This is a genomic window from Rhizobium sp. CIAT894 (genome assembly GCF_000172795.2).
Lineage (GTDB): Bacteria > Pseudomonadota > Alphaproteobacteria > Rhizobiales > Rhizobiaceae > Rhizobium.
In genome coordinates this window covers 494,390-509,758 of the sequence record NZ_CP020952.1, presented here as the reverse complement: position 1 = coordinate 509,758, position 15,369 = coordinate 494,390, and the positions used below count along the sequence as shown (strand labels likewise).

Here is a 15,369-nt window from a genome sequence, read left to right as displayed (position 1 = left end):
CCAAAGTTACAGACCCAACCCGGGGGTTGCCGTCCGGTGCACGCCTTTGGGGATGAAGGCGAAGCGTTCTGCCAGGCCGAGGAAATCGGCCGCGAGGTGGATGACGGAAAGCCACATTTCCGTGCCCTGCAGGCTGGGTTCACCGCCGTCGGCGAAAGGAAATCCCTCGCCGTCCCGCCATCTGTCCAGCGCCCTTGAGATGAGATTGCGGGCGATCGTCTCGCCATCGCTCCGCCGGTAATCGGTCTGGCGAGCAATCAGCAGCAGCGGATGAATCGTATCGAGCAGGTTGCACGCGGTGTATTTCTGAGCCGCGAAGCCCTTGTGGTTGCGGTAATTGAGATGAACCGTTTCGAGCGCGGCATGCGGGTGCGGGATCGGCATGCCGAACTGCGCGTAGGTGCCGCGCGTCAGGCGGTAAAAGCCGTTCACCGGTTGTAGCCATCCTTCCAGCGCCGTCGGCTCGCCCCATAGGCCCGAGACGCTGTCGGCATGGCGGCTCAGCCACTCGAAGAGCTGCTGGCGTGGATCCCTGATGCCGAAAGACTTGGCATTGAAGTACATGGCGGTTCCGATGGCATCGATCACGCTGCCGGCATGCCATGCCCGGCTCGACCAAGGCAGGGCGCTTAACCAGCGCTCCAGCTCTTCAGCATCGCACTGCACCGCTTGGATGGGGTGCTGCGGCCCGGAGCCGAGCAGTTCGAGCGCATAGCCGACCGAAAGGACATTGTAGAGCGCTTTCGGATCCTCCCTCAACGCTCGGCCATGCAGGTGCGAATGCTCTTCCGGGAAAAGGCCTGTCTCTCGGTCCTGGAGACCTTGGAGACGCTCGATGGTCTGCGGCGCATCGAGCCCGGGCGGCAGTTGGCCGAAGCCAGCCGCGATCTCGATGGCATCGCAGAGATGCCGGATCGCCGGTCTCCTGACGCCGTCCGCCTCCAGCGATTCATAGGCCTCAGGTGTTTTCCAGCGTGCGAGAATATCCGGCCATTGCTCTTTCGCTTTCTGACCGAGCCTGACCAACTGATCCTCGATATCTGCAGTGCCCGATTTCCTGGCCATCATGCCTCGGCTCCGCAGCACCTTTGCCGGTACGCCCCCGGCAATCGCTAGCGCAGGAATGTCCTGCGTGACCACGGCCCCGGCGGCGATCACCGCGCCATTTCCAATCGTGACGCCATCGAGGATCACGCAATTGGCGCCGATCCAGACATCGTCGCCGATCACGATGCCGAGGCTGATGACGCCCTGGCGATGGATGGGACGATCCGGATCGTCGAAGCCGTGATTGAACCCGACGATCGATGCGTGCGAGGCAATCCGCACCCCATTGCCGCACGTCACCTTGCCGGACACACAGGCAAAAGGATTGATGCTGCAGTCGTCGCCGAGGGTCACATCGCCCCGCACGAGCGCCTGCCCGGCAATCCACGACCGCTCGCCCATCGCCAGGCTTTCGGTGAAGATCGCGGCATCTCCAGCGATATAGGACGTCCCGGCCAATTCAGCGCCGCATGAGTGCCGAAGCGCTGCCTTGCGGGCGAGGTGAGCGGGATGATCGAGGTCAGACGCGATGCGTTCCCAGGGAAGATATTGCAGCCTGCGCGATTCCCGATCTTCGCTCGCCGATGCTTGCCGGTTGTTGGCTTGGTCCATCTGATCCTCATTGTCGATTTCGACCGCCGAACATCCGCTCGGCTTCAGCGATCCTGCCCCGCAATGCATCAGATGGTGTCATTCGTGCGAAAGCAAGACCGGATCAAGCAGTCGGCGAACGCTTCTGGCATGGGGGCTGGCAGACTCGTTCGATGCGCACCGGGAATTCTCCCCTGACGAACAGCGGCCGTCGTAGGTAGTCCCAAAAGCACGCCGGGCCGCTCGATTGGACAAAGGGGCGCAACCTATTGCGCCCCAAGCTCATCGGCGATTACCGGGCGCTGTCGATGATAGCGCCGCCGTCAGGGGTAAGACTGTAGCCGGTGATGAACTGCGAATCCTTGCTGGCAAGGAACAGCACCACCGGCGCAATGTCCTCTTCCGGCGAGCCGAAACGAGCGAGCGCATTCGCTGGCGGAGGAACCTCCTTTTCGGCAGCACCCCAGGTGTCGGCGATCGGCAGGATGTTGTTCACGGTGATCTTGTCTGCGCCCCATTCGCGTGCCGCCGTGCGGGTCAACGCGCGCACCGCCTCCTTGGCCATATTGTACGGGCAATAACCAGCAAGCCCGCTGGTGGCGGCCATCGAGCCGAAGTTGATGATCCGGCCTTCTCCGCTTTCTCTCAGGTGAGGATAGCAAGCCTGCATGAACCGCAGATAGGCGATCGGCCCGGTATCGAAGTTTCGTTGCAACAGCTCGACCGAGAGGTCGATGACCGAAGACGAGACCGCGGAACCATCGAAAGCATTGTTCACGAGAATGTCAATGCGGCCATATGCGGCTACCACCTGGTCCACCGCGGCCGTGATCCGGTCGGTCTCCCCGACATCGCAGACGACGCCGAGTGCTGTGCCGCCCGCTTCGACGATATCAGCGACGACACGTTCGACGCCTTCTGATGTGCGCGAGAGAATTGCGACCTTCGCACCTTCGGCGGCAAAGAGCTTTGCAGTGGCGCGGCCAATGCCACGGCTTGCGCCCGTGATGATGGCAACTTTTCCATTGAATCGACCCATTTTTATCTCCTTGATTGGGTTGGGGCTATCGGATGTTAGCGCGCTGTGGTCTGAACGTAGGGGGAAGGGACGATGCGGGCTTCGTTCTGCGTCAGGAACGAGGTGACGAGCAGCGCCAGGCCGATCGCCGCGGGCAGGGCGCCGGCGGGTTTTCGAACGCCGATATGTGCGAGGCCCGACAGCAGCAGGTGGAAGAAGATGCCGGCATAGGCGAGATCGCTGAGCGGCATGCTGATGCGTGAAAGGATCGCGACCGGGCCGAGAACCTTGATGACGATCATGAATGGAATGAGGTAGGAAGCCTTGTATCCGAGTTCCGCCAGAACCTGGCGAACCCAGTCTCGCTTGATGACATAGATGGTGGCTGAGGCGAGGTAGAGCGCGGACAGAAGTGCCGTGCTGATCCAGTAGACGTAATATTCAGGCATGAGTTCATCCCTGTCGCTGCCCACGCAGCAACATCCCTCTCGTCGAGTCTGTCGGTTTGTTTTGAGGAACGCTTTTCCTGCGCCCTCTTGTGCGTGCAGAGAAATGTCGTCTAACATTTATATTTGCAAGTAGGATGATTTACTTGCTGTTAGTATGGCAAGGCAGACCATGGCAGAAGACGAAGTCAATATGCATGAAGAGATGCGGCGAGCCTTCGCGTTGCTCTCCGGCAAATGGAAGCTGGAAATCATGTGGCTGCTCAATCAGCGGGTCTATCGGTTCGGCGAATTGAGAAAGGCTATTCCCGGCATCACCCAACACATGCTGACGGCGCAACTTCGCGAACTCGAAGCGGACGGTTTGGTGTCCCGCACCATCTTCGCGGAGGTTCCTCCGCGCGTCGAATATGAGATCACGCAAAAAGCGCGGGGCCTCGGCCCGACGATGGAAGCTTTGACCGCATGGTGGAACGAGTACGGCAAAAGCGTGCCGGTGAAGCCGGGCGCTCGTGGGCGGAAAGCGAGAGATCGCTGAACTGCTTCACAATCACGAAAGGCTCGAGCCGAACTTGTCCCAGCCTTCCTTGATCGTCTCCATCGCGACGTTGGTCGAGGTGTTGGCAACGTGCGGCAGAGTCGAGATGCGTTCGCCGAGAACGCGGCGGTAGCGGCCGATGTCGCGGGTGCGGATCTTCAGGAGATAGTCGAATCTGCCGGCGATCATATGGCATTCTTCGACTTCCCTGATCTTCTTGATGGCCTCGTTGAAGCTTTTCAACGCTGCCTCGCGGGTATCAGAGAGTTTCACCTCGACGAAGGCGATGTGGTCGAGCTGCATTTTCGCAGGATTGAGGACGGCCTTGAAGCCTTCGATATAGCCGTCGTTGATCAGTCGCTTGAAGCGGAGCTGGCAGGGCGTCTTCGAAAGCCCGACGCGCGCGGCAAGATCGGTGATCGACAGTCTGCCGTCCTCGGCGAGCGCCGCGAGGATCTTTCTGTCGAACTGGTCCAATTCACTAAAGACGTCGGTTTCGCCAGCCATTTGAACTCTCGTTGATCACTTTATAAGTTCATACAGCTTGAAAACCGCTAAAATCAAGTGAGATCACGATTTGCGGCTGTGGTAGATTGTGCGTCGGCAATGGGAGGAAGGTGCGAGCGCCTGGCGTATTGCCGGGATCGGCAGCGCCGCCGCACCAAAAGGGGATCACGGATGCACCAGAAACAAGCGGATGACGATCGGAAACCCGACTTGCTCGTTCACTACAGGCCGGTGGCGATAAGAGCGGTTGCGGCCGCATTCACCGTCAAGCGCAACAAGCCGAATGCGCGCCCGCTTCGCGAGACGGAATATTCCGGTCCCGCTTTTCTGGATGATGCACTCTGGGATGACGAGCCAGGTGTTCCATTTATCCGCTAAACAGATTTTGATTGAACAGGGACTCCCATGTTGAACGCAGCGATCGACGCCGACTCTTCCAATGATCCCGCCAAGGGCGCGCCATTCGCCGCCTTCGCGCCGCCGATCCGGCCGCAATCCGAGCTTCGCCAGGCAATCACATCAGCCTATCGCCGTCCGGAAACCGAATGCCTGCCGCCGCTTGTCGCCGCCGCGCGTGTTTCGGAGGCGAAGCGCTATGACATCCGCAGCACCGCCCGCACGCTGATCGAGGCACTGCGCGCCAAGCATAAAGGCACCGGCGTCGAAGGGCTGGTGCAGGAGTATTCGCTTTCCAGCCAGGAAGGCGTCGCGCTGATGTGCCTTGCCGAAGCGCTGCTGCGCATTCCCGATACCGACACCCGCGACGCGCTGATCCGCGACAAGATCGCCGAAGGCAACTGGACCTCACATATCGGCGGCGGCAAATCCATGTTCGTCAACGCCGCCACCTGGGGTCTCGTCGTCACCGGCAAGCTCACCTCGACGGTCAACGACCGCAGCCTGTCGGCGGCGCTGACGCGGCTGATCGCGCGCGCCGGCGAGCCGGTCATCCGTCGCGGCGTCGATATGGCGATGCGCATGATGGGCGAGCAGTTCGTCACCGGCGAAACGATCGAGGAGGCGCTGAAGCGCGCCCGACCGCTCGAAGCGCGCGGCTTTCGCTATTCCTACGACATGCTGGGCGAGGCGGCGACGACGGCCGCCGACGCCGAACGTTATTTCAAGGATTATGAAAAGGCGATCCACGCGATCGGCAAGGCGTCGGATGGGCGCGGCATCTATGATGGCCCCGGCATTTCGATCAAGCTTTCGGCTCTGCATCCCCGTTACGCGAGGGCCCAGGCCGGCCGGGTGATGGGCGAACTGCTGCCGAAGGTAAAGGCGCTGGCCGTTCTCGCCAAGTCCTACGATATCGGCCTCAACATCGATGCCGAGGAGGCCGACAGGCTGGAGCTTTCGCTGGATCTGCTCGAAGAGCTTTGCTTTGCCCCGGATCTTGCAGGCTGGAACGGCCTGGGCTTCGTCGTGCAGGCCTATGGCAAGCGTTGCCCCTTCGTGCTCGACTATGTCATCGATCTCGCACGGCGCTCTGGACGCCGCGTCATGGTGCGTCTGGTCAAGGGCGCCTATTGGGACGCGGAGATCAAGCGCGCTCAGCTCGATGGTCTCGACGACTATCCGGTCTATACCCGCAAGATCTACACCGACGTTGCCTATATCGCCTGCGCGCGCAAGCTTCTCAACGCACCCGATGCCGTCTTTCCGCAGTTTGCCAGCCACAATGCGCAGACGCTGGCGACGATCTATCACCTCGCCGGTCCCGATTTCGCCGTCGGCAAATACGAATTCCAGTGCCTGCATGGCATGGGCGAACCTCTCTATGATGAAGTCGTCGGCAAGGAAAAGCTCGATCGCCCGTGCCGGATCTATGCGCCTGTGGGAACGCATGAGACGCTGCTTGCTTATCTCGTCCGTCGTCTTCTGGAAAACGGCGCCAATTCCTCCTTCGTGCACCGCATCTCCGATCCGACCGTCTCGGTCGAGGCGCTGATCGCCGATCCCGCCGAGACGGTCGCCGCCATGCCTGTCGTCGGCGCTCCCCACGCGCAGATCGCCTCGCCGAAGGCGCTTTACGGCAGTGCCCGTGCCAATTCCGACGGTCTCGACCTGTCGAACGAAGCGACCCTTTCCGATCTGGCGCAGGTGCTCGCCGCCTCGGCCGCAAGCCCATGGCATGCGCTGCCGATCCTGGCCGATGGCTCGACGGACGGGGTGACCCGTGACGTCCTCAATCCTGCCGATCACCGCGATGTCGTCGGCACGGTCACCGAGCTGAAGGTCGAAGACGCCGCCCGGATCGTCGCGATGGCTGCCGAGCATGCGCCGCAATGGGCGGCGGTGCCGCCGGCCGAGCGTGCGGCCTGCCTGGAGCGGGCGGCCGACATTATGCAGGCCCGCATCAAGACGCTGATGGGCATCATCATGCGTGAGGCCGGCAAATCGGCGGCCAATGCCGTCGGCGAGGTGCGTGAGGCGATCGACTTTCTGCGTTATTACGCCGAACAGGCGCGCAAGACGCTTGGGCCGTCTCATGCGGCCCTTGGCCCGATCGTCTGCATCAGCCCATGGAATTTCCCGCTGGCGATTTTCACCGGGCAGGTTGCTGCCGCTCTGGTGGCCGGCAATCCCGTGCTTGCCAAACCCGCCGGCGTCACGCCGATCATCGCTTCGGAGAGCGTCAAGATCCTCCATGAGGCGGGCGTCCCTGTGGGTGCCTTGCAGTTCGTGCCCGGCAGCGGCCGCCTCGGCGCCGGTATGGTGGGCGCTCAGGAAACAGCGGGCGTCATGTTTACCGGCTCGACCGAAGTTGCCCGCATGATCCAGGCGCAACTGGCCGAACGCCTGTCTTCATCAGGCAAACCGATCCCGCTGATTGCCGAAACCGGCGGCCAGAACGGTATGATCGTCGACTCCTCGGCCTTGGCCGAGCAGGTCGTGGCCGACGTTATTGCCTCGGCTTTCGACAGCGCTGGCCAGCGGTGCTCGGCGCTGCGCGTTCTCTGCCTGCAGGACGATGTGGCCGACCGGACCCTCAACATGCTGAAGGGTGCCTTCCGCGAGCTGACGATCGGTCGCACCGACCGGCTGAGCATCGATGTCGGTCCTGTCATCAATGATGGCGCAAAGGCCGAGATCGACCAGCATATCGAGCAGATGCGCGGCCGCGGCCGTAAGGTCGATCAGTTGCCGCTGCCCGAAAGTGCCGCGGCGGGGACCTTCGTTCCGCCGACGATCATCGAGATCAAGTCGCTGTCGGACCTGACGAGGGAGATCTTCGGGCCGGTTCTGCATGTCGTGCGCTTCAAGCGGAACGGCCTCGACCGCCTCATCGACGACATCAATGCATCGGGCTACGGCCTGACATTCGGGCTTCACACCCGGCTTGACGAAACGATCGCGCATGTGACGAGCCGCATCAAGGCCGGCAATCTCTACGTCAACCGCAACATCATCGGCGCTGTCGTCGGCGTGCAGCCTTTCGGCGGCCGCGGCCTGTCGGGCACCGGCCCGAAGGCCGGCGGTCCGCTCTATATCGGCCGGCTGGTGCAGCGGGCTCCCGTGCCGCCGCAGCAGGATTCCATTCATACGGACCTCGCCCTTCGCGATTATATCGTCTGGCTCGACAAGAAGGGTTTGCCGGCCGAAGGGGAAGCGGCGCGCGGATATGCGAGCCGCTCGGCGCTCGGGCTCGAACGCGAACTCACCGGTCCGGTCGGCGAGCGCAATCTCTACGCGCTCCATCCCCGCGGCCGCATTCTTGCGGTGCCTGAGACCGAAAGCGGCCTCCATCGCCAGATTGCCGCAGCGTTGTCCACGGGCAACCACATCGTCGTGGACGCCGGCTCCCTGCCGAAATCGACCTTGGCGGATCTGCCGGCCGCCGTCGCCAGCCGGGTTTCCTGGACGTCGGATTGGGAAAAGGACGGGCCGTTCTCGGGCGCACTCGTCGAAGGGGATCGTGACAGGGTTCTTCTCGTCAATCGAAAGATCGCCGCTCTGCCGGGTCCGCTTCTGCTGGTCCAGGCCGCGACGAGCGAGGAGTTGGCGAGCGATCCCGAGGCCTATTGCCTGAACTGGCTGCTGGAGGAGGTGTCGACATCGATCAACACCGCGGCAGCCGGCGGCAATGCAAGCCTGATGGCCATCGGCTGAGCGGCCAGTGAGGGGCAGGCAGCGTCCTCCAGGCCGCTGATGTGCGCTGCCGCGTTCTCTTTCGTTATGCTCGGGACTTTCTTGAGCATCGGCACCTCGTCGGCAAGGCAACAGTTCCTCGGCACAGGGCCGAGGATACGCCGAGCAAAAAAGCGAGCTTTATTGGCAGCCTGAAGATGCAGAAAATGCGATGCCTCGATCACCCTTCCAGGGGGTCTGAATAAAACTCGACACCATTGACCATTTTTTTAGCAGTTGCGGCTATCGTCGCGCCATCAGGCGTGACCATTCCTGGGGTTGGGGTTCTTATGGCATTGATTGATCGACTGTTGCAGCGCATGCGGATCGTGACGAAGGTCCTCTTCTTCCTGGTGCCGCTGATCGTTCTCATCGCGGGCATCGGGCTTTTCGGCTATTTCACCGCCGGTACGCTCAAAGGCCAGATGACGCTGACGCGGCAGACGATCGATGCTCTTTCCAGTTTCCAGCAGCTGCGGTCTTCGCTGACGGCCTTTACCGATCTTCCGGCGGCCGCCACGCGCGATCGGCTGGTTGCCAGCATCTCCGATCAGGAGAAGGGGGCTGCGACGCTCGACGCGATGCTGATCGATCCCGCCCAAAAGCAGCAGATCGCCGTGGTGCGCGAACTCGGGGCCAAGATGCAGAGCGGCGCCGATGCGCTTTGGGCTGTGTCGCAGGAGCGCGCCAATACCGAAAAGGCGATCGACGATGCTGTGACGCAGCTGTTCAAGGAAAGCCAGACCGCCCGCAAGCAACTCGACGTTCTCCAGGACCAGGCGAACGGAAAAGAGGCCTTCGTCCGGGCGCTGCTCCTCGATGCCTCTGTCTACAAGAATCTCGCGCAGCGCATCGCAAAGCTGCGCAAGGCGACCGCGCAGGCAACTGCCCCCGCCGATATCGCCGGCGCTCTCGGCAGCCTCCTGCCGCCGCTCGTCAAGGAGGTCGGCGGGAGCGCCGCACTCGCCTCCGACAAAGCCCAAAGCCAGATTGCCGCGCTGAAGCCGGTATTGGACAAGCTCGCCGGGATGGCCAAGGACAGTGCAAACCTGACACTCGACGGTTATGCTCCTCTCGACCAGGACCTGCAGGGCTTCGAGGAGACGTTCGGAAAGCTTGCCTCAGGGAATGCGGATACTGCGATCGAGCGTTTTGTCGGCATGGATGCAAGCATATCGACGCTTCGCTCGATGGTGGTGATCGTCAATACCGCGTTCAAATCGATTGACGATCTGCGCCTGCACTTAAGCGAATTGAACAGGCGGGTCGATGCCGAGGCGCGGGATGCTGTTCTCGCCGATCTCAAGGCACTGCGCGAAAGCGCCGCACAGCTCGTACCCTTGAGCGGAAAAAACGCCGCCTTGCAGGATCTTGCCAAGAAGATCGAGCCGTCGCTTGCCTCGATCGAAAAGGATAGTTCGCTTCTGATATCGATCGCCGACAGGTGGCGCGCCAATAAGGAGGCGGCGACGGCACTGGTGGCCGACGCAAGCCACACGCTCGAACAGTTCGTCAGCACGGCGCAGGAGAGCGGCAAGGAAATCAGCCAGCGCTCGGCGACAATGTCGCTTGCGGCAATGATTGCAGGCACGGTGCTTGCGATCATCGGCGGTCTCATGCTGATCGAAACCCTGCGCGGACCGCTGAAGCGGATCACCCAGACGATGATGAGACTGGCCGACGGCGATCTCGACATCTCCATCGGCGACGGCAAGCGCGGCGACGAGATCGGCGACATGATCCGATCGGTGACCGTCTTCCGCGACCAGGCGCTGGAGAAGACCAGGCTGGAAGAGCTTGCCGAAGCAAACAGGGCGCGGGACGAACGGGAGCAGGCCCGCCGCGCGGCCGAGCAGGCGCGCATCGAGGCTGAACAGAGCGAGGCTTTGAACGCTCTGTCGGATATGCTCGGCAAGCTTGCCAACGGCAATCTCGCCGCGGAGATGAGCGAGGATCTGGCCGCTGACTATGTCGCCATGGCCCGCACCTATAATCACGCCATCGACGCATTGCGCCTGACGCTCGCCGAGGTTCGCAATACGACCTATGAAATCGCCGAGGGCAGCACCAATCTTTCGGGTGCCGCCGACGATCTCGCCCGCCGCACGGAGCAGCAGGCCGCGGCCCTCGAAGACAGTTCGCGCGTGCTCGGCGAACTCACAGCCAGCGTGCGGACGACGGCCGAAAATGCGAGCCAGACGTCGCGTTCGGTCGCCGAAGCACACCGCCAGGCCGAGCATTCCGCAGCCGTCGTCGCCAAGGCCGTCGACGCCATGGGCGCCATCAACCGGTCGTCCGAAAAGGTCAGCAGCATCATCGGCGTGATCGACGAGATCGCCTTCCAGACCAATCTTCTTGCGCTCAATGCCGGCGTGGAAGCTGCGCGCGCGGGCGAGGCCGGCAGAGGTTTTGCCGTCGTCGCACAAGAGGTTCGCGAGCTTGCGCAGCGTTGCGCCAAGGCGGCCCGCGAGATCAAGGAACTGATCTCCAACAGCGCATCGCAAGTCGGCACGGGCGTCAAGCTCGTCGAAGAGACCGGTGAGGCGCTTTCGGCGATCATGGAGCACTTCACCTCGATCAACGGGCTGGTGCAGGTGATCTCGTCGGCCACGACGACGCAGTATAAGGGCATCGATGAGGTGAACAACGCCGTGCGGGACGTCGAGCACATCACCCAGCACAACGCCGCCATGGTTGAGGAGAACACCGCGGAAATTCACAGGCTCCGCCACCAGGTGGAAGTCCTGAATGAAAGAATCTCGCACTTCCAGACCGCTGTCGCCGATGGCCGCAGGGCAGCCGGCCCGTCGATGTCGCTGGCTTCCTGAGAAGTAACGCCTTCACCCCCGCGCCGGCAGGGCGGTTAGACTGATCTGCCCAACCCAAGCGGTGTCAGGCGAGGAAGGGTGTCGGCGCCTCCATCTTCATGGAGCAGCGCAAGACAGTGACGCTTCAGCCGTGAAAACTCCGATGACGCGACGATGTCGGTCGCTCGCGGTCGCGGGAAGGGGACGGTGATCTCTTCGTGAATGCGCCCTGGCCGCGCCTTCATCACGATGATCCGGTCCGCCAGCAGGAGCGCCTCTTCGATATCATGCGTGACGAACAGGATGGTCTTGCGGAATTGTTCTCGTAAAGAGAGCATTTCGACTGATGATGCACGTTAAGAGATCGGTCTGGTTCGACTCGATTGCCGAGCGTCAAACTAAACATGCTACCGGCGGTGCAGTGTTGCTTCTTCGTCACAACCGAGCCGAATTGCGGTGAGCCCCAATATCCCCGTGGCGCGGTATTTCCGAGTGAGCTACATGTCGGCAGAGAACCGCCGCATGCGGTCGGTCGAGTGGTGTTGCAAGCGGAGAATCCGCGGCTTAGAGGGATAAGTTCCGCATATGGATGGCGCCGTTTCGCAGCAGCTGGACTCCGGTCTTCGTGCGCTCTGCGGTATCGCCGCATTCTATCGGATCGCTGCGGATGCGGTTCAGCTGCAACATGATCTGGCATTGAAGGGGCGCGTGTCCCAGCCCATCGACATTCAGCGCGCAGCCAAAATCATCGGACTGAAAGCACGTGTGGTCGAAAAGGTCACGGAGCAACGCCTTCGAACCATGCCCGTCCCCGCTATCGTCCAGGTTCGCAGCGGATCCTTCCAGGTGCTCGGCGGGCTGAATCCCTCTGGAAAATACCGTCTTGTCGATCCCATAACGCGTGCTGATCGCGAGATTGCTCCGTCGGATATATTGGCCGAAATCGACGCGCGCGTTATTCTTGTGGGCCGGCGGATCAGGGGAGAAGGGTCGGACCCGCGGGAATTCGGCTTCAAGTGGTTTTTGCCGTCGATCTGGCGTTATCGAAAGCCGCTCGCGCATGTCTTGCTGGCATCGCTGTTTGTGCAGATCTTCGCACTCATCACACCTTTGTTCTTTCAGGTCGTGGTCGACAAGGTCTTGACGCATAAAGGCTATTCGACGCTGTTTGTGCTCGTTGCCGGTATTGCGATCATCGGCCTCTTCGATGTCATGCTTCAATATCTGAGAGCCTATGCATTGGCTCACACGACGAACCGGATCGATGTCGAGCTCGGCCAGCGCCTGTTCCATCATCTGCTGCGGCTGCCGCTGGATTATTTCGAGACGCGATCTGCCGGCCAGACCGTTGCCCGCGTCCGCGAACTGGAAACCATCCGCGCATTCTTGACCGGCCAGGGATTGTTTTCGGCCCTTGATGTCGTTTTCACATTCGTCTTCATTGCGGTTCTTTTCGCTTATTCCTGGAGCCTGACGCTGATCGTCATTGCCGCCATCCCGATCTACATCCTGATCGGAACCGTGGTGCGACCGCCGCTGCGCGAATTCGTCAAGGAGAAGTTCAATCGGGGCGCGGCAAGCCAGCAGTTCCTGGTCGAAGCCATCGTCGGTATCCACACGGTAAAGTCCGCCGCGGTGGAGCCGGTGATGCAGGCGCAGTGGGAGGACAAGCTCGCGGCTTATGTGCGAACAGCCTTCGATACGACACTGCTTGGCGTCGGCGGGCAAAACGCCATTCAATATGTGAGCAAGCTTTCGACGGCCGCCCTTCTTCTTTTCGGTGCGAGGGCGGTCATCGAAGGCGAACTTTCCGTCGGCTCTCTCGTCGCCTTCAACATGATTGCCGGCCAGGTTACCCAGCCGATCTTGAGGCTGTCGCAACTCTGGCAGGATTTTCAGCAGGTGCAGATCTCGGTCGACCGGCTCGGCGATATCCTCAACACGCCGATGGAGCGTCAGCCAGCCGCGCGGTTGTCGTTGCCTGCACCGAAGGGAAAAATCGATTTTCGAAACATCACCTTCCGTTATCGGCCAGGCTCACCCGAGGTCCTGAAAAACATATCGCTCGAAATAAAGCCGGGAGAGGTCATCGGTATTGTCGGAACTTCGGGCTCGGGGAAATCGACGCTCGCGAAACTGGTGCAGCGTCTTTATATCCCCGAAGAGGGGCAGGTCCTTCTCGACGGCATGGATCTCTCCCAGCTCGATCCCGCCTGGCTTCGAAGCCATATCGGCGTCGTTCTCCAGGAGAACCTGCTGTTCAACCGGACGATCCACGACAATATCGCGTTCTCAAACCCGGCGATGCAGCGCGCTCAGGTGATTGCGGTCGCCAAGCTCGCCGGGGCGGACGAATTCATCTTGCGACTGCCGCACGGCTACGACACGATGATCGAAGAACGCGGCGCAAACCTCTCCGGTGGCCAGCGTCAGAGGATCGCCATTGCCCGGGCGCTGGCCACCGCTCCCCCGATCCTGATTTTCGATGAAGCGACCAGCGCGCTGGACTATGAAAGCGAGCGCGTTGTGCAAACCAATATGCACCAGATCGCCGCCGGCCGTACGGTTATCATCATCGCGCATCGGCTCGCTGCCGTACGGCCTTGCAACCGGATCATCGGCATGGCTGACGGACGCATCGTGGAAGTCGGCAGCCATGACGATCTGCTCAAGCGCCCGGGCGGCCTCTATGCGCGGCTTTGGGCCTTGCAGAACGACAGGGGCGCCGCATGACAGGCAAGGCGGCCAAAGCCGTGCGATATGCCGGCCTCCTCTCGCGCCCGGTGGCGCGATCCGACCACGAGTTTCTGGCGCCGGCGCTTGAAATTCTGGAGACGCCGCCCTCGCCGGTGCGTCTGGCGCTGATCCTGATCATCTGCGCCTTCGTCACGACGGCATTGATCTGGTCTTATATTGGCCGCATCGACATCATTGCCGCCGCACAAGGCAAAATTCAGCCGACCGGCCGTGTCAAAGTTGTTCAGCCATTGTTGACAGGCAAGGTGAAGGCGCTTCCGCCGGCGAATGGCACACCCGTCAAGAGCGGCGATATCCTGCTCGAACTCGACCCGACAGATGCCATTGCCGATGAGACGGACGCAGCAAAAGGCCTGGCCTCCGTGAGAGCCGAGGTTCGGCGCCGAAAAGCCGCGGTGGACTATGTTCGATCTCAGAAGAGCGACCAGCCGCTGCCGACGATCTCCTGGGACGCAGATGCGCCCGATGAATTGCGTGGCCGTGAGGAAGGCATCCTGCGGGGTGATCTCGAGCAATTCCAGGCCGCGGCCGCATCGCTCGATGCTCAGAGGCAGCAGAAGGAAGTGGAACGCGATCGCCTGGTCGTGACGGTTGCGGCTCAAAACTCGCTGGTTGAGACCCTGAAAGATCGCGTGGCGATGCGCCATGCGCTGGCTTCGAAGGACGCCGGCACGATGGCAAGTGTGATCGATGCCACGCAAACATTGAAAGAGCAGGCGACACAGCTAGCCGTGCAGGAGGGAAACCTCGCTGACGCCGCGGCTGGCATCGAGGTCTTCGCGCGGGAGAAAGACAAGCTGACACGAACGTTCCTGAGCGATCAGCTCGGACGGCTCGGCGATGCGGAGCGCCGGGTCGAAGAACTGGAGCAGCGGCTGGCGAAAGCCAGGAATGTTCGCGAGCAGATGACCTTGCGTAGTCCAATAGACGGCACGGTGCAGGCGTCGTCGATTACCAGTGTGGGTCAAGTGGTGACCGTCGGCCAGGATGTTATGCGTGTCGTGCCCGAGGGGAGCGCGTTGGAGCTTGAAGTCTACGCTTTGAACAAGGATATCGGCTTCATCAAGGTCGGACAGGAGGCTGTCGTCAAGCTCGAAGCCTTTCCCTTCACCCGCTACGGAACCATTCCAGCCCACGTCACCAAAATCGCTGCAGATGCGATCCCCGAACCCGACGCCGCACGCCGCGAGGGCGATCCTGCAGCAAGACAGGCGGAGACAACCTTCGGCGGCGCCGAAAGAATGCAGAACCTGGTTTTCCCGGTCACATTGAGCCTGGAGACCCGTCAAATTTCAGCAGATGGTCGTAACGTCGAGTTAAGTGCGGGCATGGCAGCAATTGCGGAAGTGCGAACGGGTGAGCGCAGAATGCTGGAATATGTCTTTTCGCCTTTGGTCGAGGTCGCGGAGGAAGCACTTCGTGAACGCTAGTTGAGAAGGTCGTCCTTACTGACGCGAGATAAGAACGGTAGTTGAAAATTTGCCCTCCGCTGGAGCGGAGGGAACAGGCATAGCCACGGTAGGCAAG

At 61.4% G+C, this 15,369-nt stretch carries 10 protein-coding genes and 1 pseudogene; 6 read left to right on the top strand and 5 right to left on the bottom strand.

Annotated features, from left to right (window positions below; genetic code table 11):
- Positions 1-6: 6 nt before the first annotated feature.
- The 3 genes from RHEC894_RS31190 to RHEC894_RS31180 form a co-directional block, all read right to left on the bottom strand.
- Positions 7-1,659: an acyltransferase gene (locus RHEC894_RS31190; protein WP_085740659.1), complete on the bottom strand. Its 1,653-nt coding sequence runs from the start codon at positions 1,657-1,659 to the stop codon at positions 7-9.
- 271 nt (positions 1,660-1,930) lie between these two features.
- Positions 1,931-2,677, bottom strand: coding sequence for an SDR family oxidoreductase (locus RHEC894_RS31185; RefSeq protein WP_085740481.1), 747 nt, complete (start codon positions 2,675-2,677; stop codon positions 1,931-1,933).
- Positions 2,678-2,712: 35 nt separating this feature from the next.
- Complete coding sequence (locus tag RHEC894_RS31180; RefSeq protein ID WP_085740480.1) at positions 2,713-3,105, bottom strand: DoxX family protein; 393 nt, start codon at positions 3,103-3,105, stop codon at positions 2,713-2,715.
- 154 nt (positions 3,106-3,259) lie between these two features.
- Between RHEC894_RS31180 and RHEC894_RS31175 the strand changes: the two genes are divergently transcribed.
- Entirely contained in the window at positions 3,260-3,640 is a 381-nt protein-coding gene (locus RHEC894_RS31175; protein ID WP_010068184.1) for a helix-turn-helix domain-containing protein, read from the top strand.
- A 12-nt stretch (positions 3,641-3,652) separates the two neighbouring features.
- Here the strand turns inward: RHEC894_RS31175 and RHEC894_RS31170 are convergent, their stop codons facing one another.
- Positions 3,653-4,147, bottom strand: coding sequence for an Lrp/AsnC family transcriptional regulator (locus RHEC894_RS31170; protein WP_010068185.1), 495 nt, complete (start codon positions 4,145-4,147; stop codon positions 3,653-3,655).
- Positions 4,148-4,318: 171 nt separating this feature from the next.
- Between RHEC894_RS31170 and RHEC894_RS31165 the strand changes: the two genes are divergently transcribed.
- The 3 genes from RHEC894_RS31165 to RHEC894_RS31155 all read left to right on the top strand — a co-directional run bounded on the left by RHEC894_RS31165 (position 4,319) and on the right by RHEC894_RS31155 (position 11,106).
- The gene (locus RHEC894_RS31165; RefSeq protein ID WP_010068186.1) at positions 4,319-4,525 is read left to right on the top strand and encodes a hypothetical protein; all 207 of its coding nucleotides are present in this window, start codon (positions 4,319-4,321) and stop codon (positions 4,523-4,525) included.
- 27 nt (positions 4,526-4,552) lie between these two features.
- On the top strand, positions 4,553-8,260 hold the full coding sequence (gene putA, locus RHEC894_RS31160) for a trifunctional transcriptional regulator/proline dehydrogenase/L-glutamate gamma-semialdehyde dehydrogenase (RefSeq protein WP_085740479.1): 3,708 nt from the start codon (positions 4,553-4,555) through the stop codon (positions 8,258-8,260).
- Between the two features lie 308 nt (positions 8,261-8,568).
- Positions 8,569-11,106: a methyl-accepting chemotaxis protein gene (locus tag RHEC894_RS31155; protein WP_085740478.1), complete on the top strand. Its 2,538-nt coding sequence runs from the start codon at positions 8,569-8,571 to the stop codon at positions 11,104-11,106.
- A 35-nt stretch (positions 11,107-11,141) separates the two neighbouring features.
- Here RHEC894_RS31155 and RHEC894_RS33715 read toward each other — a convergent pair.
- Positions 11,142-11,426 (bottom strand): annotated as a pseudogene (locus RHEC894_RS33715) (ABC transporter ATP-binding protein); the annotation flags it as partial.
- A 244-nt stretch (positions 11,427-11,670) separates the two neighbouring features.
- On the opposite strand from RHEC894_RS33715, the gene RHEC894_RS31145 reads away from it, so the two are divergent.
- Both RHEC894_RS31145 and RHEC894_RS31140 read left to right on the top strand, forming a co-directional pair.
- The gene (locus RHEC894_RS31145) at positions 11,671-13,818 is read left to right on the top strand and encodes a type I secretion system permease/ATPase (RefSeq protein WP_085740477.1); all 2,148 of its coding nucleotides are present in this window, start codon (positions 11,671-11,673) and stop codon (positions 13,816-13,818) included.
- Complete coding sequence (locus RHEC894_RS31140; protein WP_085740476.1) at positions 13,815-15,272, top strand: HlyD family type I secretion periplasmic adaptor subunit; 1,458 nt, start codon at positions 13,815-13,817, stop codon at positions 15,270-15,272. Before RHEC894_RS31145 ends, RHEC894_RS31140 begins: the two co-directional genes overlap by 4 nt.
- The last annotated feature ends 97 nt before the right edge of the window (positions 15,273-15,369 follow it).

Excerpts from the sequence above, each read along its gene's own strand:
- RHEC894_RS31190 (WP_085740659.1), bottom strand. The coding sequence starts at position 1,659 with ATGGACCAAGCCAACAACCGGCAAGCATCGGCGAGCGAAGATCGGGAA.
- RHEC894_RS31185 (WP_085740481.1), bottom strand. The coding sequence starts at position 2,677 with ATGGGTCGATTCAATGGAAAAGTTGCCATCATCACGGGCGCAAGCCGT.
- RHEC894_RS31180 (WP_085740480.1), bottom strand. The coding sequence starts at position 3,105 with ATGCCTGAATATTACGTCTACTGGATCAGCACGGCACTTCTGTCCGCG.
- RHEC894_RS31175 (WP_010068184.1), top strand. The coding sequence starts at position 3,260 with ATGGCAAGGCAGACCATGGCAGAAGACGAAGTCAATATGCATGAAGAG.
- RHEC894_RS31170 (WP_010068185.1), bottom strand. The coding sequence starts at position 4,147 with ATGGCTGGCGAAACCGACGTCTTTAGTGAATTGGACCAGTTCGACAGA.
- RHEC894_RS31165 (WP_010068186.1), top strand. The coding sequence starts at position 4,319 with ATGCACCAGAAACAAGCGGATGACGATCGGAAACCCGACTTGCTCGTT.
- putA (WP_085740479.1), top strand. The coding sequence starts at position 4,553 with ATGTTGAACGCAGCGATCGACGCCGACTCTTCCAATGATCCCGCCAAG.
- RHEC894_RS31155 (WP_085740478.1), top strand. The coding sequence starts at position 8,569 with ATGGCATTGATTGATCGACTGTTGCAGCGCATGCGGATCGTGACGAAG.
- RHEC894_RS31145 (WP_085740477.1), top strand. The coding sequence starts at position 11,671 with ATGGATGGCGCCGTTTCGCAGCAGCTGGACTCCGGTCTTCGTGCGCTC.
- RHEC894_RS31140 (WP_085740476.1), top strand. The coding sequence starts at position 13,815 with ATGACAGGCAAGGCGGCCAAAGCCGTGCGATATGCCGGCCTCCTCTCG.